This is a genomic window from Leifsonia sp. L25, assembly GCF_050632895.1.
The window spans coordinates 52,578-74,559 of the sequence record NZ_JBODRZ010000005.1; the positions used below are offsets into that span (position 1 = coordinate 52,578).

A 21,982-nucleotide genomic window follows, 5' to 3' on the forward strand; every position below is an offset into this window, starting at 1 on the left:
GTGCCCTCGGCTGCGGTTTGTTCTCCACAGCCCGTGTGATCGGCTGAGTACTCCACGGATTCGCCGACCGTTGTCCGCGAGGGCTGCGGTCGGCGGAGGCTGGACGCATGACGACAGCCACTCCGCTCCTCCTCGACAGAAACGTCCTCCCGCTCGCCGAGCTCTTCTCACTCGTGCTCGACGGGCAGCTCTACCGGGTCGGCGACGCGTTCGCAGCTACGGACATCCCTGATACCCCGTCCCTGCGTGCGCAGGTCTTCGCGGCGTTGCGTCCGGGGAGCACGGTCGCCGACCGCGGCACCGCGGCCTGGATCCACGGAACCCGGTCGATGCCCCCGGTGCGACCGCAGGTGTGCGTCGACCGCGGTCGCCGCGGCCGCGTCTCGCCCGACTTCGACGCGCAGCAGCACCGGCTGAGCGACGGCGAGGTCGTCGAACTGAGCGGCGTGCGGGTGACGGCACCCCTGCGTACGGCGGCCGACCTGATGCTGACGCTCCCCCGGTTCGGGCCGCCGGAGGCCCTGGAAGTCCGTCACCTGCTCGAGCTCGGGCGTGCCTCGCCCGACCGCCTCGGCGCCCACCTCGCCCGGTCGCACCGGCACGGAGCGACGCGGGCGCTCACTCGGATGCCCGTGGTCGAGCGGACGGAGCTGCCGGCTCCGGTCAGCCGGCGCTGACCCGGTAGACGTCGTAGACGCCGTCGATCCGGCGCACGGCATTGAGCACGCGGTCGAGGTGGGTGGTGTCGCCCATCTCGAAAACGAAGCGGCTCAGCGCCAGCCGGTTGCTCGACGTCGTGACCGTCGCAGAGAGGATGTTGACATGGTGCTCGGACAGCACGCGCGTGACGTCGGAGAGCAGACCGGAGCGGTCCAGGGCCTCCACCTGGATCTGCACCAGGAAGACGCTCTTCGAGCTCGGCGCCCACTCCACGTCGATCATGCGGTCGGGCTCCTGCAGCAGCGACTGCACGTTGTGGCAGTTCGCCTGGTGCACGGAGACGCCCTGACCACGGGTCACGAACCCGACGATCGGGTCGCCAGGAACCGGCGTGCAGCACTTGGCGAGCTTCACCAGGATGTCGGGCGCACCGCGGACCAGCACGCCGGAGTCACTGTTGCGGAGCTGTTTCGGCCGGCCCTTGACCGGGATGTCCAGCTCGCCGTCGGACTCGACCTCGCTCTGCAGGGAGGCCACGATCTTCTCGATCACCGACTGCGTCGAGATGTGGCCCTCGCCGACCGAGGCGTACAGCGACGAGACGTCGGGGTGCTTGAGCGAGGACGCGACCTCCACGAGGGCGTCCTGCGTCATCAGCTTCTGCAACGGCAGATTCTGTTTGCGCATCGCCCGGGCGATGGCGTCCTTGCCCTGCTCGATCGCCTCGTCGCGGCGCTCCTTGGTGAACCACTGGCGGATCTTGTTGCGGGCCCGCGGGCTCTTGACGAAGTTCAGCCAGTCCTGGCTCGGCCCGGAGTCCGGGTTCTTGGAGGTGAAGATCTCGACGACGTCGCCGGTCGAGAGCGTGCTCTCCAGCGGCACCAGCCGGCCGTTCACCTTGGCGCCCATCGTGCGGTGACCGACCTCGGTGTGCACGGCGTAGGCGAAGTCGACCGGAGTCGCGCCGGCGGGCAGGCCGATCACGCGGCCCTTCGGCGTGAAGACGTAGACCTCCTTCGCGCCGATCTCGAACCGCAGCGAGTCGAGGAACTCCGACGGGTCGGCCGTCTCGGCCTGCCAGTCGGAGATGTGCGCGAGCCACGCCAGGTCGGTGTCCACCTTGCCGGGACCCCCAGCGCTCTTCCCTGTGGTCTGCTCCTTGTACTTCCAGTGCGCCGCGACACCGAACTCGGCCCGCTGGTGCATCTCCTCGGTGCGGATCTGGATCTCGACCGGGCGGCCCTGCGGACCGATCACGGTCGTGTGCAGCGACTGGTACAGGTTGAACTTCGGCGTGGCGATGTAGTCCTTGAAGCGGCCCGGCATCGGCGTCCAGCGTGCGTGGATGGAGCCGAGCACGGCGTAGCAGTCGCGCACCGTGTTGACGAGCACGCGGATGCCGACCAGGTCGTAGATGTCGTCGAACTCACGACCGCGCACGACCATCTTCTGGTAGATCGAGTAGTACTGCTTCGGCCGGCCGACCACCTTGCCGCGGATCTTCGCGGTCTTGAGGTCGTCGTTGATCGCGTCGATCACCTGCTGCACGAGACGCTCGCGCTCAGGCGTGCGCTGCTTCACCAGGCTCTCGATCTCCGCGTAGAGCTTGGGATAGAGCACCGCGAACGAGAGGTCTTCCAGCTCCCACTTGATCGTCTGGATGCCGAGCCGGTGGGCGAGCGGGGCGTAGATCTCGAGCGTCTCGGTCGCCTTGCGGGTGGCGTTGGCGGCCGGGACGAAGCCCCAGGTCCGCGCGTTGTGCAGGCGGTCGGCCAGCTTGATGATCAGCACGCGGATGTCCTTCGACATCGCGACGATCATCTTGCGGACGGTCTCGGCCTGCGCGCTGTCGCCGTACTTGACCTTGTCGAGCTTGGTGACGCCGTCGACCAGCATCGCGATCTCGTCGCCGAACTGATCCCGAAGCTCGTCCAGCGTGTAGGACGTGTCCTCGACCGTGTCGTGCAGCAGGGCGGCGGCGATGGTCTTGGCGCCGATACCGAGGTCGGCGATGATCTGCGCGACGGCGACCGGATGGGTGATGTAGGGCTCGCCGGAGCGGCGCTTCTGACCATCGTGGGCGCGTTCGGCGACCGCGTAGGCGCGCTCGATCAGGGAGAGGTCGGCCTTCGGGTGGTGCATGCGCACCGTGCGGATCAGAGTGTCGACCGCGCCGGCGGGCTGGGCGCGGGAGAAGATCCGCGGGACGAGACGGCGCAGCGAGGCGGACTGCGGTGTCGTCGTGTCAACCATCTTCTCGCCTCCTGTCGTCCATTATCGTCGCTGTTCGCGCACTCCCGTTCACGGGGGCGGCGCGACCGGCGCTCAGGCGGACGCTCCCGGGGGTCGATCAGGCTCGGAAACGGGGCCGCGGGACTCACCCGGGGCGGAGATCGGACCACCCGACGCCTGCCAGGCGACCATGCCGCCGGCGACGTTCGCGGCGGGATAGTCCGCCTGGAGCAGCGCGTCGGTCACTCGACGGGATCGGCCGCCGACGGCGCAGATCACCAGGATCTGCTGGTCCTCCGGGAGCTCGCCCTGACGCAGGCCGAGCTCGCCCATCGGGATGTGATGGGCGGCCGGCGCGTGGCCGGACTCCCACTCGTAGCCCTCGCGGACGTCGAGCAGCCAGGCCGCTCCGGCGTCCACGAGTTCGCGCGCACGCGCGGCACTCACCTCGTCCTCCGACAGGTAGCGACCGCTCATGCGCCGACGCTACTCGGCCGGAACCGGCTCGGTCGTGGCGACCGCGGCCTTGGGGCGGATCGAGCGGACCTTCTGGTCGTGCTTCTTGATCGCGGCCTCGCCCTCGCGGAACTGCGAGTACATCGGCGCGGCCAGGAAGATCGTCGAGTACGTGCCGACGATGATGCCGATCAGCAGCGCGAGCGAGATATCGCGCAGCGTCGCGGCGCCGAAGGCGTACGCACCGATGAAGAGGATCGACGCGACCGGCAGCACAGCGACGACGGCTGTGTTGATCGAGCGGACGAGGGTCTGGTTCACCGCCAGGTTCACCGCCTCCGGGAACGTGCGCCGGGTGAGCTCCAGCTCCTCGCGCGTGTTCTCGCGGATCTTGTCGAACACCACGACGGTGTCGTACAGCGAATAGCCGAGGATCGTCAGGAAGCCGATCATCGTCGCGGGCGACACCTCGAAGCCGACGAGGGCGTAGATCCCCGCGGTGATGATGAGGTCGTGGAAGAGCGAGACGATCGCGGACGCCGACATCTTCCACGTTCGGAAGTAGAGCGCCATCGCGATGAACGCCAGCAGCAGGAACACCACGAGACCCTGGATGGACTGCTGCGTCACGTCCGCGCCCCACGAGGGGCCGATGAACGTGGACGAGACCTCGGACGACGAGACGCCGTAGGCCGTGGCCAACGCGTCGGCGACGGCCTTGGTCTGGGTATCGGAGAGCTGGTCGGTCTGGACCTGGATGGCGTTGTTGCCGACGACGCTGACGTGCGAGATCGCGTTGGGCACGACGCTCGCGACGGCGTTCTGCGCCTTCGTCGTGTCGGTGCTCTGCACCTGGCTGATCTGGAACTGCGATCCGCCGCGGAACTCGATCGAGAAGTTGAACCCGCCCTTGACGATCGGGACCAGGATCGAGAGCGCGACCAGCACGATCGCGATGGTGTACCAGATCTTTCGCTTGCCGACGAAGTCGAACGAGCGCGCGCCGGTGTAGAGGTCGTTGCCGAACTTGGTGAGGCGGCTGGCCATCAGTTGTCCTTCCCGTCGGTCGAGCGATCCGATGACGAGGAGGTCGAGGCGGAGGCGAGCTCCGCCGCCTTGCGCTCGGCGATCGTCTGGCGGCGTGCCGCCTCCCCGCTGCTGCGGGCGGCCTTGCCGGCGCCCACGAGCTCGGGCTGCGGCGCACGGAACCGGGCCGCGCCGCGGTACACCGCACCCAGCGCGTCCGGGTCGAGGCCGGAGAGCGGGTGGCCGCTGCTGAAGAAGCGAGTCTTCGCCAGGAGCTGGAGCGTCGGGTGAGTGAACAGGAGCACCACGATCACGTCGATGATGGTCGTCAGGCCCAGCGTGAACGCGAAGCCGCGCACGTTGGCCGCCGCCAGCACATACAGCACCACGGCCGCGAGGAGGTTGGTCGCCTTGGAGGCGTAGATCGTGCGGCGTGCACGGCCCCAGCCCGCCTCCACCGCGGATTCGAGACTGCGCCCGTCGCGCAGCTCATCTCGTATTCGCTCGAAGTAGACGATGAACGAGTCCGCTGTGAAGCCGATCGCGACGATCAGACCGGCGACGCCCGCGAGCGAAAGCCGGTAGTCGTAGTGCCACGACATCAGCGAGATGGTGAGCCAGGTCAGCGTGCCGGCCACGACGAGCGAGAAGATCGTCACGAGCCCGAGCAGGCGGTACTGGAAGAACGTGTAGATCGCGACCAGGATCAGACCGATCAGACCGGCGATCAGCCCGCTGATGAGCTGCGAGGTTCCGAGCGTGGCCGAGATGTCGTCCTGGCTCTGCACCTTGAAGCTGAACGGCAGCGCGCCGAACTTGAGCTGGTCGGCGAGGGTCTTGGCGCTCTGCTCGGTGAAGTTGCCCGAGATCTGCGGCTTGCCGTCCGTGATCACCGCGTTGGTGGTCGGCGCCGAGATGACCCGGCCGTCCAGGACGATCGCGAACTGGTTCTGGGCGCCCTGCAGCGCGTTCAGGCGGGTCGTGACCGCTGCGAACTGCTTGGTGCCGGTGGCGTCGAAGACGATGTTGACCGCCCACTGGCCCGTCGTCACGCCCTGCGAGCTCGACATCAGGCCGGCGCTCGCGTCGGAGATGTTCTGGCCCTTCACCTCGACAGGGCCGAGCAGGTACTTGACCGTGTTGTTGTCGTCGCAGGTGATCAGCGGCTTGTCCGTCGGAGCCGCGCTGAGGTCCTTGTTCTTGTTCGCGGCGCACGAGAACGCGTCGAACTCCGCCTGCAGCGCAGGCGTCACCCAGGCCAGGTCACTGCCGTTCGTCGGCTTGGTGGACGGCGTGGACTGCAGACCGGGCGCCGGGCTGGGCGCGGGGGTCGACTTGCCGTCGGCGCCCACGACCTCGTTGGTCGGGCCGCTGGTCTGCAGGACGGGCCGGAAGTCGAGCCGCGCGCTGGCCTTGACGCGGTCGAGCGTCTGCTGGTCGGGCTTGCCCGGCAGCGACACCACGATGTTGCGCGAGCCCTCGGTGGAGATCTGCGCCTCGGAGACACCCGACGCGTCGATGCGCTGCCGGATGATCGAGACCGCCTGGTCGAGCTGCTGCTGCTGCACCGCCTGACCGTTCTCGACCTGCGGGGCGAGGATGATCTGGGTGCCGCCCTCGAGGTCGAGCGCGAGCTTGGGCAGCCACGTCGCATTGCTGAACAGGACGCCGGCCGTGAGGGTCCCGAGCAGGACCACCACGAGGACACCGAGCCATGTCAACGAACGCCAGGCTTTTTGACCGGGGTCGACTTTGCCACCTAGGAACTCAGCTTTCTACGAGCGATCCGCGCACCCAGTCGGCGCGCGGAGCACAGGGATGCTATCAGTCGTCGCTCTTCGCGCCGGGCTTCTTCGGCGCGTCGTCCACCCGCTCGCCGAATTCCGGAGCGGACGAGTCGGCCGGAATGGCGTGGTCCTCGTTGAGCTCCGGGCCGGCGACCTCGGTGTCGTCGATCTCGGGGGTCTTCGGCTCCACGACGCGCGCGAGCACCTGGCGGTGCACCTTCACGACATGGCCCGGGCTGGTCTCGATGACGGCGGTGTTGTCGTCCTCGTCGACGGACAGCAGGGTGCCGTACAGGCCGAAGTTGGTCATCACCTCGGCGCCGGGCACCATCTTCGAACGCGTCTCATCCTGCTCCTTGCGCCGCTTGCGGCTGTTTCGGAACATGAAGAAGACGAGGGCCGCCAAAATGACGACCATCACAATGGTCAACGGATCCATGAAGAAAAGCCGAACCTTCCGGTGAAGTCAAGGGGGTGTGGCGAATGGCCAGCTTGAATTATAGGTCATCCATCAGGGACGGTTGCTGTGAGTGCCCTTGTCGTTCGCCGCCAAGCCGGGGTCCGGGCAGCCCGAAGTGCCGCCAGGCCGCCGGCGTGGCGACGCGTCCGCGCGGCGTTCTCGACAGCAGCCCGATGCGCACCAGGAACGGCTCGACGACCGACTCGATGGTCTCCGCCTCCTCGCCGACCGACACCGCGAGCGTGTTGAGGCCGACCGGGCCGCCCTCGAAGCGCTCCAGGATGGCGTGCAGCACGGCGCGGTCGAGGCGGTCGAGGCCGAGCGCGTCGACGTCGTAGAGCTCGAGCGCGGCGCGCACCGCCTCCAGGTCGGCGCGGCGGCCGTGGACGAGCGCGTAGTCCCGCACCCGGCGCAGCAGCCGGTTGGCGATGCGCGGGGTCCCCCGGCAGCGCCCGGCGATCTCCGCCAGAGCGGAACGGTCGATCTCGAAGTCGAGCATCACGGCCGCGCGGGACAGCACCTGGGTGAGTTCGGTCTCGTCGTAGAACTCCAGGTGGGCGGTGAATCCGAAGCGGTCGCGCAGCGGGTTGGGCAGCAGGCCAGAGCGGGTGGTCGCGCCGACGAGCGTGAACGGCGCGAGGTCGAGCGGGATGGACGTGGCGCCCGCGCCCTTGCCGACCATGATGTCGATGCGGAAGTCCTCCATCGCGAGGTAGAGCATCTCCTCCGCCGAGCGCGCCATGCGGTGGATCTCGTCGATGAACAGCACCTCGCCCGGCATCAACGACGACAGCAGGGCCGCGAGGTCGCCGGCGTGCTGGATGGCGGGGCCGCTGGAGAGCCGGAGCGGCCGCTCGCTCTCGTGCGCGACGATCATGGCGAGCGTGGTCTTGCCGAGCCCGGGAGGGCCGGCCAGGAGGATGTGGTCGGCCGTGCGCTCCTGCATCTTCGCGGCCGTCAGCAGAAGCTGGAGCTGACCGCGGACCTTCGCCTGCCCGACGAACTCGGACAGCGTGCGCGGCCGCAGCGCGCCCTCGAAGGCGAGCTCGGACTCCGACTCGAGCTCCGGCGCGGTGAGGTCGTCGCTCATCGGTTCGTCCCGGTCGCCGCGCCGGCGCCGGCCGGCCCGAGGCGCGCGAGCGAGAGCCGAAGCAGGGCCTGGACGGAGTCGCGCGCGCCCTCGTCGGTCTCGGCCACGACGTCGGATACGGCCTCCGCCGCGATCTTCTCGGGCCAGCCGAGGCCGACCAGCGCGACGATCACGCTGTCGGGGACGGCGGAGGGCGTTCCCTTCGTCTTCACAGCACGCGCGGGCGCACGCCGTGCGGCGGCGAGCTTGCCGGTGAGCGAGACGACGATGAGCTTGGCGGTCTTGGGGCCGATCCCCGATACCTTGCGGAACGGCGCGTCGTCGTCGGCCGCGACCGCGTCGGCGACCTGATCGGGGCTGAGCACCGACAGCACGCCGATCGCGGACTTCGGGCCGACTCCCGAGACCCCGGTGAGCAGCTCGAAGACCTGGAGCTGGTCGAGATCGGCGAAGCCGAAGAGCTGGAGGGCGTCCTCCCGGACGATTAGCGACGTGAACACGAACGCCTCGTCGCCGACGCGCAGCGAGAGCACATGGTCGGGAGTGAGCGTCACGGCGAAGCCGACGCCCCCACCTCGATCACGGCGGCGCCGCCGCTCGCAGAGAGGACGGTGCCGCGGAGGGAGGAGATCACCTGGCCAGCCTACGGGGAACGGCCGACGTCCGGGCGGAGCGCTCGGCGGCGAGCCACGCGGCCTGCGCCGGAGTCTGAGCGGCGGTCTGCGCTGCGCCCGCAGCTCCCCCGTCGGTCGCGGGAGCGCCGCGCCAGGCGTGACAGATCGCGATGGCGAGTGCGTCCGCGGCGTCCGCCGGCTTCGGCGCCTCGGCCAGCCCGAGGATGCGCGCGACCATCGCCTGCACCTGCTTCTTATCGGCCGAGCCGTACCCGGTGATCGCCGCCTTGACCTCGCTCGGCGTGTGCAGCGCCACCCGGAGGCCGCGGCGCGCGGCGGCGTGCAGCGCGACGCCGCTCACCTGGGCGACGCCCATCACCGTGCGGAGGTTGTGCTGCGCGAACACGCGCTCGATCGCCACCACGTCCGGGCGGTGGGCGTCGAGCAGCTCGTCGATGCCGGTGCCGACCGCCAGCAGCCGCTGTTCCAGGGGCATGTCCGCCGGCGTGCGGATGACCGTGACCTCCACGAGGGCGGCCTTCCGGTCCGGACGGACGTCCACGACGCCGACGCCGCAGCGCGTGAGACCCGGGTCGATGCCGAGCACCCGGATCGTCATGGCGGCGCCTTACTCGTCGTCTTCGAGCTGCGCCTGCACCTCGGGCGTGAGGTCGAGGTTCGTGTAGACGTTCTGCACGTCGTCCGAGTCCTCCAAGGCGTCGATGAGGCGGAAGACCTTGCGCGCCAGCTCGGCGTCCGCCTCCACGTTGACCGTCGCGACGAATTCGGCGTCGGCCGAGTCGTAGTCGATGCCGGCCTCCTGCAGCGCGGTGCGCGCGGCGACCAGGTCGCTGGCCTCGGTCAGGACCTCGAAGCTCTCGCCGCGGTCGGTGACCTCCTCGGCGCCCGCGTCGAGAACGGCGGTGAGGACCGTGTCCTCGTCCACGCCGTCGGCGTGCGGGACGACGATGACGCCCTTGCGGTGGAAGTTGTACGCCACACTGCCCGGGTCGGCCATCGTGCCGCCGTTGCGCGTCATCGCGGTGCGGACCTCGGCGGCGGCACGGTTCTTGTTGTCGGTGAGGCACTCGATCATGAGAGCGACGCCGCCCGGGCCGTAGCCCTCGTACATGATGGTCGTGTACTCGATCGACTCGCCGGTCAGGCCGGCGCCGCGCTTGATGGCGCGGTCGATGTTGTCGTTGGGGACCGAGGTCTTCTTGGCCTTCTGGACCGCGTCGACCAGGGTCGGGTTGCCGGACATGTCCGCGCCGCCGGTCTTCGCCGCCACCTCGATGTTCTTGATGAGCTTGGCGAACGACTTCGCGCGGCGGGCGTCGATGACGGCCTTCTTGTGCTTGGTCGTTGCCCACTTGGAATGCCCGGACACTGGTGCTCCCTCGAGTTGCGGTTGAACCTGTCCATAATAATGCCTCGGCTCACGGGGGCCCGAAGGCGCGGTTGCGCGGCGTGCGGGGTCGCGACGGCGCGGCGCCCTCGCTACGCGCCCGCGAGCGCGCGGTGGACCGACGCGACCGCGCTCGCGCCCTCCCCGACCGCGGCGGCGATGCGCTTCATCGAGCCGTGCCGGACGTCGCCCGCCGCGAAGACGCCGACGACGCTGGTCTCGAACGGCAGCGGGCCGCGCACCGCGCCCACCACCGGCGGAAGGTCGACGTCCGTCAGCAGGAAGCCGCTGCCGTCCGCGGCCGCGCCGCTCAGCCACGACGCCCGCGGCTCGGCTCCCACGAAGCAGAACAGCGCGGCCGCGGCCACGCGCTCGTCGGCGCCGGTCGCGGAGGACGTCAGGGTGACGGCCTCGAGCTGTTCGCCGCCGAGCAGCGCGGTCACGTCGGACGACGTGTGCACCGTGATCCGCTCGTGCGACCGCACCCGGTCGACCAGGTACGTGGACATCTTGGCCGCGATGTCGCCACCGCGGACGACCAGGGCGACCTCGCTGCCGAGCTCCGCGAGGTAGAGCGCCGCCTGGCCCGCGGAGTTCGCGCCGCCCACGACGACCGCGGGGCGGCGGGCGACGGTCCTCGCCTCCAGCTCGGTCGTCGCGAAGAAGATGCTGCCGCCCTCGAAGTCGGACCAGCGCTCCAGCGGGAGGCGGCGGTAGCGGGCGCCGGTGGCGACGACGACGGTCCGCGCGCGGATGGCGTCGCCCTCCGCCAGCGTCAGCTCGTGACCTCCCTCGCGCGGCGACAGCGCCGTGACCTCCGCGGGCGCCGACAGCCGGACGCCGAACTTCAGCGCCTGCACCAGGCCGAGCTCGGTGATCTCGGCGCCGGAGACGCCGGACGGGAAGCCGAGGTAGTTCTCGATGCGGGAGCTGGCCGCGGCCTGGCCGCCCGGCGCGAGGGCGTCGAGCACCAGGGTGCGCAGCCCCTCGGAGGCGCCGTAGATGCCGGCGGCGAGGCCGGCCGGACCGGCGCCGACGACCACCAGGTCGAACTCGTCGCCGTCGCGGTACCGGTACGCCAGACCCACCGCCTCCGCGAGCGCGAGGGGGTGGCGGCGGCGATCACGGCCGCGCGGGAGACGACGAGCGGGAGGTCGAGGCCGGCGTGCTCGGAGGCCGCCAGCGCCTCCCGGCCCGCCTCGGTCGAGACGTCGGTCCAGCGGTGCGGCAGCTCCATGCGTGAGGCGTAGCGGCGCAGGGCCATCGCCGCGGCCGAGCCCTCCGTCCCGAAGATCTGCGTGGTGCGGTCGGCCGCCGCCATGAGCAGACGCCGCCGTGCACGGAAGGCGGCGAGCAGGGTCTCCGACAGTTCCCCGTCGTTCGACATGAGCTGCTTGAACACCGCGTTCGGGATGCGCCGCACCCGGCTCGGCTCGACGATGCGGGCCGTCAGCAGCGACGCCTGACCGGTCAGCATGCTCAGCTCGCCCAGGAACTCGCCGGCCTGCCACTCGGCGACGACGCGCGCGGGCGAGGTCCCCGTGGCCTCCCGGACGATGTCCACACGGCCGGACTCCATGACGAAGAAGTCGAGCTCCTCGTCTCCGGCGCGGAACAGGGTGTCCCCGACGGCGAACTCCTGCGACTCGCCGAGCGCCATCAGGCGGGCGAGCGCACCCTGCTCCAGGACGGGGTTGGCTGCGGTGCCGACCGGGACTCGGAACGGCGGCCGTTCAGGCGGGGGCGTCGGCACGCCGCGATCATAGGCGACCGCGGCGTGGCCGCACCATCCTCAGACCGCGGCGTCCACCCGTGCCGGGCGGGAGGAGACTCGCGCCCGCACCTTGTCCAGGAAGTACGCGTGGAACCGCGTGTCCCCGGTGATCTCGGGGTGGAACGACGTGCCGAGGAGGTCGCCCTGCTCGACGGCGACCACCCGGCCGTCCGGCACGCGCGCCAGCACGGTCGCACGCTCCCCACGCTCTCCACGATCGGCGCGCGGATGAACACCGCGTGCACCGGCTCGTCACCGAGCTGCGGGATGTCGAGGTCGGTCTCGAACGAGTCCACCTGCGAGCCGAACGCGTTGCGGCGCACCGCGACATCCAGGCCGCCGAGGCTCTGCTGGCCGGCGATGCCGTCCACGATCGCGTCCGCGAGCATGATGAGGCCGGCGCAGGTGCCGTACACCGGGAGCCCGGCGGCGATGGCGGCCTTCAGCGGCTCGGCGACGCCGAACGCCCGCGACAGCTTGTCCATGACGCTGGACTCGCCGCCCGGGATGACCAGGCCGTCGATGCGCTCCAGCTCCTCCGCCCGGCGCACCGGGACGGCGTCGGCGCCGAGGCCGCGCAGGACCGCGAGGTGCTCGCGGAAATCCCCCTGCAGGGCCAGGACGCCGACGCGCGGGCCGGTTGCGGCAGGCGGCGCTGCGGTCGCGTTACCAGCCACGCTCGGCGAGGCGGTGCGGCGCGGCGAGGTCGGAGACGTTGATGCCGACCATCGCCTCGCCGAGGCCGCGGAGACCTCGGCGATGACCTTCGGGTCGTCGTAGAAGGTGGTCGCCTTGACGATCGCTGCAGCACGCTGCTCCGGGTTGCCCGACTTGAAGATGCCCGAGCCGACGAAGACGCCGTCCGCGCCGAGCTGCATCATCATCGCCGCGTCGGCCGGGGTGGCCACGCCGCCCGCGGTGAACAGCACGACGGGGAGCTTGCCGGTCTCGGCGATCTCGGCGACCAGCTCGTACGGGGCCTGGAGGTCCTTGGCGGCGACGTAGAGCTCGTCGCGGGTCATCGACTTCAGCGCGTTGATCTCCGAGGTGATCTTGCGGATGTGCTTGGTGGCCTCCGAGACGTCGCCGGTGCCGGCCTCGCCCTTGGAGCGGATCATCGCCGCGCCCTCGTTGATGCGGCGCAGGGCCTCACCGAGGTTGGTGGCGCCGCAGACGAACGGGACGGTGAACTGCCACTTGTCGATGTGGTTGACGTAGTCGGCGGGCGAGAGCACCTCGGACTCGTCGATGTAGTCGACGTCGAGCGCCTGCAGCACCTGGGCCTCGACGAAGTGGCCGATGCGGGCCTTCGCCATGACCGGGATCGAGACCTCGGCGATGATCGCCTCGATGAGGTCCGGGTCGCTCATGCGGGCGACGCCGCCCTGCGCGCGGATGTCGGCGGGGACGCGCTCCAGTGCCATGACGGCGACGGCGCCGGCGTCCTCGGCGATGCGGGCCTGCTCGGGAGTGACGACGTCCATGATGACGCCGCCCTTCAGCATCTCGGCCAGGCCGCGCTTGACCCGGCTCGAACCCGTCGCGTTGCCCTGTTCTCTGTCTGTCATGATCGCCCTCTCGTGCGGTACAAAAACTACTTTGGCCTATGCCGAACGATAGCATCCTACCCAGGGCTGGCTAGACTCGACGCCGGGGAGCGAAATGGACGAACAGGTCATCACGGGCACGACCGCGGCGGAGATCGCGGCAAGCGTGCGCGCGCTCCACGAACGCGGGGCGCTGCGCCGCGGCGACGCCCTCCCCGGTGCGCGAACTGGCCGCCCGGCTCCGGGTCAACCGCAACACGGCCGTCGCCGCCTACCGGCTGCTGGCGCAGGCGGGCGTGGTCGTGGCGCGCGGCCGGGCCGGCACCGTCATCGCGGGCGTGGAGGCCGTCGCCCAGGAGGGCTACGCGGCCGACAGCATCCTCCGGGACATCGGGACCGGCAACCCGGATCCGGGACGCATCCCCGACCTCTCCTCGGCCCTCGCCCGCGCGACGGGCCGGCCGGTGCTCTACGGCGAGCCGGTCATCGACCCGGCGCTGGAGGCACGCGCGCTCGCGTGGGTGCGGGAGGACCTCCCCGGCCTTGAACCGGGCCCCGACCTCCGGATCACCGTGACGAACGGCGCCGTCGACGCCGTCGAGCGGCTGCTGGCCCAGGCCCTGCTCCGCGACGACGCGGTCGCGCTGGAGGACCCGTGCTTCCTGGCCAGCATCCACACGGTCCGGCACGGCGGTTACCGCGCGGTGCCCGTGCCGGTGGACGCCGAGGGGATGACCGTCGAAGGCCTCCGCGCGGCGCTCGACGCCGGTGTGCGCGCGATCATCTGCACGCCCCGCGCGCAGAACCCGACGGGGGCGACCCTCTCCCCCACCCGCGCCGCCGCCCTGCGCACGCTGCTGGCCGACCATCCCTATGTGCTCGTCATCGAGGACGACCACTTCTCCATGCTGTCCCAGCGCCCCTACGAGACACTCATCGGCCCCGGCCACCGCCGCTTCGCGCTGGTCCGCTCGGTGTCGAAGTTCCTCGGCCCGGACATGTGCCTCGCGATCGCCGCGACGGACGCGGAGACCGCCGACCGTCTCGCCTTCCGGCTGAGCCCGGGCACCACCTGGGTGAGCCACATCCTCCAGCGGCTGGTGCTCGCCCAGCTCACGGACGACACGGTGCTGCGGGAGGTCGCGGAGGCCGGGCGGCACTACGCCGCACAGAACGTGGACTTCGCGACGCGGCTGACCGCACGCGGCCTGCCGACCGAAGCCGGCGACGGGCTCAACCTGTGGGTGGCGCTGCCGGTCGAGGCGCGGATCGTCGCCGAACGACTGATGCGACGCGGCTGGCTCGCGCGCACGGGTGACGAGTTCCTGCTGGGCGGCCATCCCGCGGCCTCGCACCACCTGCGGCTGACGGTGCACGACCTCACCGAGGAGGAGGCGGGCCGACTGGTCGACGATCTCGTGGAGGCGGCCGAGCGGTCGGCGCCCCGGACCTGATCTGACAGGATCGAAGGATGCGTATCCTCTCCATCCAGTCCGCCGTCGCCTACGGTCATGTGGGCAACTCCGCCGCCGTGTTCCCGCTCCAGCGCATCGGCGTGGAGGTGCTCCCCGTCCACACCGTGAACTTCTCCAACCACACGGGGTACGGCGCGTGGCGCGGGCCGCTCATCGCGCCGGACGACGTGCGCGCGGTGATCACCGGGATCGAGGAGCGCGGCGTGCTCGGGACGGTCGACGCCGTCCTCTCCGGCTATCAGGGCAGCGAGGGCATCGGCGACGTGATCGTGGACGCCGTCGCGCGCGTCAAGGCGGCCAACCCGAACGCGGTGTACGCCTGCGACCCGGTGATAGGGAACGCTAAGTCCGGCTGCTTCGTCGCGCCGGCCATCCCGAAGCTGCTGCGCGACAAGGTCGTGCCGGTCGCCGACATCATCACGCCGAACCAGTTCGAGCTCGGGTATCTCACCGGCACCGAGCCGGCGGACCTGGACTCCACGCTCGCCTCGGTCGACGCGGCGCGCGCGATGGGGCCGCGCACCGTCCTCGTCACGAGTGTGGAACGTCCGGACCAGCCGGAGGACACCATCGAGATGCTCGCGGTGGACGACGCAGGCGCGTGGATCGTGCAGACGCCGCGACTGGCGCTGAAGGCGAACGGATCGGGCGACGTGACGGCGGCGCTGTTCACGGCGCACTACGTCGCGGCGCACCGAACGGAATCCGGCGCCGCGGCCTCCGCGCTCGGCAAGACCGTCTCCAGCGTGTACGACCTGCTCGCGAACACGCTCGCGTCGGGCGAGCGCGAGCTCCAGCTCGTGGAGTCGCAGGAGTCCTACGCGCACCCGCGCGAGCAGTTCGCGGTCACGCAGGTGCGCTGACCGCCCACATTCGTGCCGAATGTCGACTCTCGCGCAACCAGAGTCGACATTCGGCACGAATGTTTCGCGCTAAGCGCCGGCCTTCGGCCAGGCGGTGGCGAGGGCCTCGCGCACCTCGCCGAGGAGCTGCGGGAGAGCCTTGGTCTTGGCGATGATCGGGAAGAAGTTCGCGTCCTGCGCCCAGCGCGGCACGATGTGCTGATGGAGGTGCGCGGCGATGCCGGCGCCCGCGACCACCCCTGATTCATCCCGATGTTGAAGCCGTCGTTGCGGGAGACCTCCCGGATGACGCGCATCGCGGTCTGGGTGATGCTGCCGATCTCCGCGACCTCCTCCGCGGTGGCCTCGTCGTAGTTCGCGATGTGGCGGTACGGGCAGACCAGCAGGTGGCCGCTGTTGTACGGGAACAGGTTGAGCAGCGCGTAGGCGTGCTCACCGCGGGCCACGATCAGCGATTCCTCATCGCTCAGGCTCGGCGCGACGCAGAACGGGCAGTCGTCCTTGCCGGGCTGCTGGCCGTGCTGGATGTAGACCATGCGGTGCGGGGTCCACAGCCGCTGGAACTCGTCCGGCACGCCGGCGAGGTACGACGGGTCGTCCACGCGGAGCTGCTCCGCGTGGACGTCCCCGTCACTGCCTGCGCTGTCGCGACCGGCGCCGTCGGCGTAGTCGTCGAGGCTCAGGCGGGCCATGCCGTGTCGACCAGCTCGTGTGCGTCGATGCTCGCGACGATGCGCTCGATGGCCTCGTCCACGGTCACGCCGTTGAGCTGCGTGCCGTCGCGGAAGCGGAAGCTGACCGTTCCCGCGGTGGAGTCCTCCTCGCCCACGATGAGCTGGAAGGGCACCTTGGCCTTGGTGTGCGTGCGGATCTTCTTCTGCATGCGGTCGTCGGAGTGGTCCACTTCCGCACGCACTCCGCGGGCGCGCAGCCGCGCGATCACGTCGTCCAGGAAGGGGCCGTACGCGTCGGCGACCGGGATGCCCACCACCTGCACCGGCGAGAGCCAGACCGGGAAGGCGCCCGCGTAGTGCTCCAGCAGGATCGCGAAGAACCGCTCGATGGAGCCGAGCAGCGCACGGTGGATCATCGCCGGCTGCTTGCGCGTGCCGTCGGCCGCGTTGTACTCCAGTTCGAACAGCTCCGGCTGGTTGAAGTCGAGCTGGACCGTCGAGAGCTGCCAGGTGCGGCCGATCGCGTCGCGCGCCTGCACGGAGATCTTCGGGCCGTAGAACGCCGCCCCGGCCGGGTCGTCCACCAGCTCCAGCCCGGACTCGATCGCCACCTCGCGGAGGGTCTCGGTCGCGGTCTCCCAGCTCTCGTCGCTGCCGACGTACTTCTCCGGGTCCTTGGTGGAGAGCTCCAGGTAGAAGTTCGTCAGGCCGTAGCCGCGCAGGGTCTCGAGCACGAAGTCGAGCTGGCTCGCCACCTCGTCCTTGATCTGCTCCTCAGTCACGTAGATGTGCGCGTCGTCCTGCGTGAGGCCGCGCACCCGGGTCAGGCCGGAAAGAGTGCCGGATTTCTCGTAGCGGTAGACCGTGCCGAACTCCGCCAGGCGCAGCGGCAGCTCGCGGTAGCTGCGCCCGCGCGCCCGGAAGATGAGGTTGTGCATCGGGCAGTTCATCGGCTTGAGGTAGTAGTCCTGCCCCTGCCGGGTGATGTTGCCCTCGGCGTCGCGCTCCTCGTCCAGGTGCATGGGCGGGAACATGCCGTCCCTGTACCAGTTGAGGTGCTGGCTGGTCTCGAAGAGGTGCGCCTTGGTGATGTGCGGCGTGTTCACGACCTCGTAGCCGTTCGCGATCAGTCGATCGCGCATGTAGTCCTCGATCTCCTTGCGGATGATCCCACCCTTCGGGTGGAACACCGCCAGGCCCGAGCCGATCTCCTCCGGGAAGCTGAACAGGTCGAGCTCCGCGCCGAGCTTGCGGTGGTCGCGCTTGGCGGCCTCCTCCATGCGGGTCTGGTACGCGCGCAGCTCGTCCTTGCTGGGCCACGCGGTTCCGTAGATGCGCTGGAGTTGCGGGTTCTTCTCCGAGCCGCGCCAGTAGGCGGCGGCGACGCGGGTGAGCGCCCAGCCGTTGTCGAGCATGCGCGTGCTCGGGATGTGCGGGCCGCGGCAGAGGTCCTTCCAGACCGTCTCGCCGGTCTTCGGGTCGACGTTGTCGTAGATGGTCAGCTCGCCGGAGCCGACCTCGACCGCCTCGTCGCCGCCGCCCGCCGCCGACCCTTTGAGGCCGATCAGCTCGAGCTTGTACGGTTCGCCGGCGAGCTCGGCGCGCGCCTCGTCGTCGGTCACGACGCGGCGCATGAAGCGCTGGCCCGCGCGCACGATGCGTGCCATCTCCTTGTCGAGGGCTTTGAGGTCCTCGGGGGTGAACGGCTCGGCGACGTCGAAGTCGTAGTAGAAACCGTCGGTGATGGGCGGACCGATGCCGAGCTTGGCCTCCGGGTTGATCGCCTGCACGGCCTGCGCGAGGACGTGCGCGGTGGAGTGCCGGAGGATGCTCAGCCCGTCGGGCGAGTCGATGGTGACCGGCTCGACCGTGTCGGTGGTCGTGACGGTCGTCGCGAGATCCTTCAGCTCACCGTTGACGCGCATCGCGACAACGGAACGGTCGGTGAAGAGCTCGAAGCCGTCGGCCACCTGTCCACTCCTAGAGTCGTATTCCAATGGGATGCGTCAACTCTAGTCGGCGCGAGCGGTCCGCCCGGACGAGCGGCGTCAGGGCACCAGCGTATAGAGCCCCGGCGCCCAGCCGTCCCCGATCACCGTGGGCTGGGCACTCGGGTCCAGCGGATTCTTGAGGTAGACGAGCTGTCCGCTCCGCCCCGGGTCGGCGGCGATGATGCCGGACGAGCCGCGACCCTCGTAGTCGCCGACGGCCCAGCCGTCCAGTGCCGGCGCCATGCTGCTCGGCTGCGTGATGGGAACGGCCAGCGGGAACGGAGTCGTTCCGCCCGCGGGTGTGCGGTTGAGGTCCAGGCTGTAGCCGCCCGGCGTGAGGTCGGCGTAGCCGTCTCCGTTGAGGTCGGCGAGCGCGGGACCGTGCCCGTTCGAATCCGTAGCGACGCCATCCGCCGGCAACTGCACCCCCGTGCTGAACGGGCGATGCAGCGGGTCGGTCGCTGCCCGGTTCTTGTAGAGCCACCGGGTTCCGTCGGCGCGTTCGGCGATCAGGTCGGCATAGCCGTCGCCGTCCACGTCTCCGACCGCGATCGACGTGAACGGCTGCCAGCCCGAGCCGATAACCGTCCCCGACGAGAACGGAAGCTTCGCCGGCGAGCTGCCGATGTTGTTGTAGTAGACGACCAGGGCGCCGTCGGAGCGGATGGCCACCAGGTCGGCGACTCCGTCACCGGAGATGTCCCCCAGGGTCGGGCTTCGCATCCCGCCGCCGGGGCTCCAGCCGGAACCGATGCTGCGGCTGGTCGTGAACGGCACCCGCCCGGGGTTCGAGTTGATGGAGTTCGTGTACAGGACGAGGCGACCGGTGATGTCGATCACCACAAGGTCCGCGTATCCGTCTCCGGTGACGTCGGAGTCGTGGGTCAGTGCAGGGCGCTTCGGGGCTTTGACGATCGGCGGACACGGGTCCGATACCCCCGAGAACATGCCGCGCGCCAGCGGATACGGCTGGCTCGGAGTCGAGATGGTCCAGCTGTAGTCGCCGACGGGCAGGAAGCCGTAGTTCCTCGACGTCTGCTCGAACGCGATCGTCCCGTCCGCGCGTGCCGTCGCCTGCCCGTAGGCTGAGCCGGACCCCGCGTTGAGCGAGACATTGATGACGTACGGCTGGCCGGGCACAAGTCCGCCCATGTCCGCTGTGAAGTCGAAGGCGGAGGAGCTTTCGCCCTGCGGGGTCAGATACCGCTGCGGGCAGTCCAGGGAGGCGGCCGGCGCCCCCGTCACCTGCTGTACACCGCTCGCACAGGAGTTGGCGCTCACATATCCCGTCGCTTGGATCGCGTTCGCCTGCCACGCGGTCAGCTCGTACGACGTCCCGGATACGAACTGACCCGAGAGAGTGGTGTCGATCGTGGCCCCGCCGTTGGCGTCGGTCGTCACGGTGAAGGGCGAACCAGGCTGTGTCGGAGGCCACTTCCCCGACACGTCGGTGCCGATCGTGTAGGCGGTGTCGGGTGCGAGCGAGCTCAGCGATGTCGCGAGGTGCGCGCTGCTGTAGTACCCGGGTTGCAGGCTGTTGCAGTCGATCGTGATCGACGAGGCCGAGAAGGCCGTGGTGATCGGAGCGGCGCCGGCCGGGGATGCCACCGCCACCGCTGCCGCGACGACCGCGACAGCGGCCACGAACCCGACCAGCAGCCGACGCAGATGTGAGCCCACAGAGCACCTCTCGATACAGCACCAGAGCGGCGCGGAGACATGCTATCCGCGGCATGCACGCCGAGCGATACCCACGAACGAGGGATCCCTGCCCCGACGGCCTCGGCTTTCGGCCTCGACGACGAGTGCCCCCTCCCGTCCGGGAGGGGGCACTCGGCCCTGCGAAGGGCGCGCTACTTCGTGATCGCCGCGAAGAAGGAAGCGCCGTTCGGCGTCCCCACTCCGGTGGCGGTGTCGTAGCCCTTGGTGCTGTGGAGCGTCTGGTTGGGCGTCTCCTGGGTCCGCAGGCTGTAGCTGAGACCACCCGCGGCGCTCTCGCTATCGACGTAGTTGACCCGGAGGACGCTCGGCAGCGCCGAGCCGAACAGGTCGGCCTGGTCGACGTCGTAGTAGCCCGAGCCGCCCGCCGCGTAGGCGCCGTAGATGCGCGGGTTCAGGAACCCGAGCGGTGCGCCGGCGACCTGGTTGGCGACGGCCGCGATGCCCGCGGTCAGCGGCGCGGCGACGGAGGTGCCGCCGATGCGGTACTCGTCGTAGTACGTACCGTTGCTGAACGCCTGGGTCTGTCCGACCAGCAGGCCCGTGTTCGGGTCGGCGAGGGCGCTGATGTCGGGCACCAGCCTCCCGGACGCCGAGCCGACCGCCGCGGCCTGGTACGACGGCTGCGCGAAAATCGTGCTCACGCCTCCGCCGCCACCGCCGTTGAAACCGCCCGGCAGGGCCGTCTTGAACGTGCCGTCCAGCTCGTACGGCGCTCCCGACATGTGGTCGGTCGCCGTCGGCGTCACCGAATCGAGCCCGGTCTGCCAGCCCACCTCGAACGACCGCTTCCAGCCGCTCTTGTTGAGCGCGGAGGACGGGTCGTCGACCGAGGCGTAACTGAGGCCGGTCGGCGCGGCCGCGGTGGGCACGACCGAGGCCGAGCTGCCGCCGACTGCCGTCACCCACGGGCTGTCCGCATAGAAGTCGACCGCCGGCTTGCCGAACGTGCCGACCTCGTCGCCGCCGTCACCGCTGGAGACGAAGACGCCGATGCCGGTCGCCGCCGCCTCGATGAAGGTGTTGTTGAGGCTGTTGATGAAGCCCTGCGGCACCGCCTCGCCCTGGAAGCCGTAGCTGATCGACAGGATGCTCGCCAGGTGGTTGTTGACGATGTGGTTCACCGACGCGTCGAAGTCCTGCCGCGCGTTCGCCGAGCCCACGTAGAGCAGCGCGGCGTCCGGAGCGGTGGTGTGGATGGCTTCGGCGTCGAGGGTCTCCTCGCCGTAGAAGTCTCCGGGCGTCTGCTTCGGGGTGTCGGGCAGCCTGTACACGCCTGGCGCCACGAGCTGCGTGATCTTGGGGGCCGGGAGGCCGTGCAGGCTGCTGTACTTCGTCACGTCCTGCACGAGCGTCGGGCTCGCGGTGGCCCCGACGAAAGCGACCGTCTGGCCGGCGCCCGTCGCGGCGACGGAGTCGAGGCCGTAGAGGCCGCGCACCTGGGCCGGCGTGTACCCGCACGGGGCGATCGGCTTGCTGCTGGTGCCGTACGCCGGGGCGTTCGGCATCGCGACCGTCTTCTCGCCGTACCAGAGCGAGCACGGCTGGCCGGCGCGGAAGCCCGCGGATGGTGCGCCGTGGACCTGGTTCGGGCCGTTGCCGTTCGTGTTGGTCGGCGCGATGAGGTCGGCTCCCTGGTCGAGGCCCGCCACGCTCTCGACGATGCCGTTGAGGGAGGCCGGGATGGTCACCGCGGACTCCGGCGCGCGCAGCGTGGTGCCGTACGCGTCGTACTCGCCCAGCGTGACGCCGAACGCGCTCTGCGCCTGGGCGACGGTGCCCTCGGCGGAGACGTACCGGTTGTTCGACGGGGTGTCCACGATCGTGAAGCCGGCGTTGCGCAGGAACTGCTGCACCGCGCCCACGCTGGACTGCGAAGGCGCGAACTGCTTGCGGAACTGTTGCGGCGTCAGGTACTGCCGGTAGCTCGCCGAGCCGGGCGTGGACACGGCGAGCGCCGTCGCCGCCGCCTGTGCCTGGTTCTGCCACGGCAGGTATACCCGGAGGTCGACCGTGTCGGTCGCGGGGGCTGCGGAGCGGAGTGCTTTCGCGTTCGCCCACGCGGGCTGGCTGCCGGGCAGAGCGTTCCTTCCGGGTGCCGCGACGGCGGGCGACGCGGCCACCGCGGCAAGAGAAGGGCCGCGCCGGTGGTGACGGCTGCGGCCCTGAGGGTTCTGGTTGTCGTGCGCATGGATGTCCTTTCACC

General features: G+C 70.1%; 14 protein-coding genes and 6 pseudogenes. 3 read left to right on the forward strand and 17 right to left on the reverse strand.

All coding sequences use genetic code 11. From position 1 onward, the window contains the following. The first annotated feature begins 107 nt into the window (after positions 1-107). The gene (locus tag ACRAWC_RS26015) at positions 108-677 is read left to right on the forward strand and encodes a type IV toxin-antitoxin system AbiEi family antitoxin (RefSeq protein WP_431350071.1); all 570 of its coding nucleotides are present in this window, start codon (positions 108-110) and stop codon (positions 675-677) included. Here the strand turns inward: ACRAWC_RS26015 and ACRAWC_RS26020 are convergent. The 13 genes and pseudogenes from ACRAWC_RS26020 to pdxS all read right to left on the reverse strand — a co-directional run bounded on the left by ACRAWC_RS26020 (position 664) and on the right by pdxS (position 13,075). Continuing rightward, positions 664-2,913: a RelA/SpoT family protein gene (locus ACRAWC_RS26020; RefSeq protein WP_431350072.1), complete on the reverse strand. Its 2,250-nt coding sequence runs from the start codon at positions 2,911-2,913 to the stop codon at positions 664-666. The two genes, ACRAWC_RS26015 and ACRAWC_RS26020, sit on opposite strands and share 14 nt — an antisense overlap. A gap of 72 nt (positions 2,914-2,985) precedes the next feature. Further along, positions 2,986-3,369 carry a rhodanese-like domain-containing protein gene (locus ACRAWC_RS26025; protein ID WP_431350073.1) on the reverse strand — a complete coding sequence of 128 codons (384 nt, stop codon included), beginning with the start codon at positions 3,367-3,369 and terminating at the stop codon, positions 2,986-2,988. Positions 3,370-3,378: 9 nt separating this feature from the next. Continuing rightward, positions 3,379-4,395: a protein translocase subunit SecF gene (gene secF / locus ACRAWC_RS26030; protein WP_431350074.1), complete on the reverse strand. Its 1,017-nt coding sequence runs from the start codon at positions 4,393-4,395 to the stop codon at positions 3,379-3,381. Then, positions 4,395-6,095 carry a protein translocase subunit SecD gene (secD, locus tag ACRAWC_RS26035; RefSeq protein WP_431350075.1) on the reverse strand — a complete coding sequence of 567 codons (1,701 nt, stop codon included), beginning with the start codon at positions 6,093-6,095 and terminating at the stop codon, positions 4,395-4,397. Before secD ends, secF begins: the two co-directional genes overlap by 1 nt. Before the next feature lie 103 nt (positions 6,096-6,198). Further along, positions 6,199-6,600, reverse strand: a complete 402-nt coding sequence (gene yajC, locus ACRAWC_RS26040; RefSeq protein WP_431350076.1) for a preprotein translocase subunit YajC — start codon at positions 6,598-6,600, stop codon at positions 6,199-6,201. 58 nt (positions 6,601-6,658) lie between these two features. Beyond that, positions 6,659-7,711, reverse strand: coding sequence for a Holliday junction branch migration DNA helicase RuvB (gene ruvB, locus ACRAWC_RS26045; protein ID WP_431350077.1), 1,053 nt, complete (start codon positions 7,709-7,711; stop codon positions 6,659-6,661). Beyond that, positions 7,708-8,345 (reverse strand): annotated as a pseudogene (gene ruvA / locus ACRAWC_RS26050) (Holliday junction branch migration protein RuvA). Before ruvA ends, ruvB begins: the two are co-directional and overlap by 4 nt. Next, positions 8,342-8,938 (reverse strand): crossover junction endodeoxyribonuclease RuvC, encoded by a 597-nt coding sequence (ruvC, locus tag ACRAWC_RS26055; RefSeq protein WP_431350152.1) that lies wholly within the window; start codon positions 8,936-8,938, stop codon positions 8,342-8,344. The pseudogene ruvA and the gene ruvC overlap by 4 nt, the downstream one beginning before the upstream one ends. 15 nt (positions 8,939-8,953) lie before the next feature. Beyond that, the gene (locus tag ACRAWC_RS26060; RefSeq protein WP_431350078.1) at positions 8,954-9,715 is read right to left on the reverse strand and encodes a YebC/PmpR family DNA-binding transcriptional regulator; all 762 of its coding nucleotides are present in this window, start codon (positions 9,713-9,715) and stop codon (positions 8,954-8,956) included. Between the two features lie 110 nt (positions 9,716-9,825). Then, positions 9,826-10,821 (reverse strand): NAD(P)/FAD-dependent oxidoreductase, encoded by a 996-nt coding sequence (locus ACRAWC_RS26065; RefSeq protein ID WP_431350079.1) that lies wholly within the window; start codon positions 10,819-10,821, stop codon positions 9,826-9,828. A 347-nt stretch (positions 10,822-11,168) separates the two neighbouring features. Then, positions 11,169-11,393 (reverse strand): annotated as a pseudogene (locus ACRAWC_RS26070) (cyclic nucleotide-binding domain-containing protein); the annotation flags it as partial. Between the two features lie 132 nt (positions 11,394-11,525). Then, a pseudogene (gene pdxT / locus ACRAWC_RS26075) lies at positions 11,526-12,184 on the reverse strand (pyridoxal 5'-phosphate synthase glutaminase subunit PdxT). Beyond that, positions 12,174-13,075: pseudogene (gene pdxS, locus ACRAWC_RS26080) on the reverse strand (pyridoxal 5'-phosphate synthase lyase subunit PdxS). The pseudogenes pdxT and pdxS overlap by 11 nt, the downstream one beginning before the upstream one ends. Positions 13,076-13,169: 94 nt before the next feature. On the opposite strand from pdxS, the pseudogene ACRAWC_RS26085 reads away from it, so the two are divergent. Both ACRAWC_RS26085 and pdxY read left to right on the forward strand, forming a co-directional pair. Further along, positions 13,170-14,508 (forward strand): annotated as a pseudogene (locus ACRAWC_RS26085) (aminotransferase class I/II-fold pyridoxal phosphate-dependent enzyme). Positions 14,509-14,525: 17 nt separating this feature from the next. Further along, a complete protein-coding gene (gene pdxY / locus ACRAWC_RS26090) occupies positions 14,526-15,392 on the forward strand; it encodes a pyridoxal kinase PdxY (RefSeq protein ID WP_431350080.1) in 867 nt (288 codons plus the stop codon). Between the two features lie 69 nt (positions 15,393-15,461). On the opposite strand, the pseudogene ACRAWC_RS26095 reads toward pdxY, so the two are convergent. From ACRAWC_RS26095 to ACRAWC_RS26110, 4 genes and pseudogenes are all read right to left on the reverse strand, one after another. Continuing rightward, positions 15,462-16,084, reverse strand: a pseudogene (locus tag ACRAWC_RS26095) (HIT family protein). After that, a complete protein-coding gene (gene thrS, locus ACRAWC_RS26100) occupies positions 16,072-18,036 on the reverse strand; it encodes a threonine--tRNA ligase (RefSeq protein ID WP_431350081.1) in 1,965 nt (654 codons plus the stop codon). The pseudogene ACRAWC_RS26095 and the gene thrS overlap by 13 nt, the downstream one beginning before the upstream one ends. Positions 18,037-18,114: 78 nt before the next feature. Continuing rightward, positions 18,115-19,737 (reverse strand): FG-GAP repeat domain-containing protein, encoded by a 1,623-nt coding sequence (locus ACRAWC_RS26105; protein WP_431350082.1) that lies wholly within the window; start codon positions 19,735-19,737, stop codon positions 18,115-18,117. A 173-nt stretch (positions 19,738-19,910) separates the two neighbouring features. Continuing rightward, the gene (locus tag ACRAWC_RS26110) at positions 19,911-21,899 is read right to left on the reverse strand and encodes a S53 family peptidase (protein ID WP_431350083.1); all 1,989 of its coding nucleotides are present in this window, start codon (positions 21,897-21,899) and stop codon (positions 19,911-19,913) included. Positions 21,900-21,982 lie beyond the last annotated feature (83 nt).

Coding starts and splice junctions, on each gene's coding strand:
- pdxY (WP_431350080.1), top strand. CDS start 14,526: ATGCGTATCCTCTCCATCCAGTCCGCCGTCGCCTACGGTCATGTGGGC.
- yajC (WP_431350076.1), bottom strand. CDS start 6,600: ATGGATCCGTTGACCATTGTGATGGTCGTCATTTTGGCGGCCCTCGTC.
- ACRAWC_RS26020 (WP_431350072.1), bottom strand. CDS start 2,913: ATGGTTGACACGACGACACCGCAGTCCGCCTCGCTGCGCCGTCTCGTC.
- ruvB (WP_431350077.1), bottom strand. CDS start 7,711: ATGAGCGACGACCTCACCGCGCCGGAGCTCGAGTCGGAGTCCGAGCTC.
- secF (WP_431350074.1), bottom strand. CDS start 4,395: ATGGCCAGCCGCCTCACCAAGTTCGGCAACGACCTCTACACCGGCGCG.
- ACRAWC_RS26025 (WP_431350073.1), bottom strand. CDS start 3,369: ATGAGCGGTCGCTACCTGTCGGAGGACGAGGTGAGTGCCGCGCGTGCG.
- ACRAWC_RS26015 (WP_431350071.1), top strand. CDS start 108: ATGACGACAGCCACTCCGCTCCTCCTCGACAGAAACGTCCTCCCGCTC.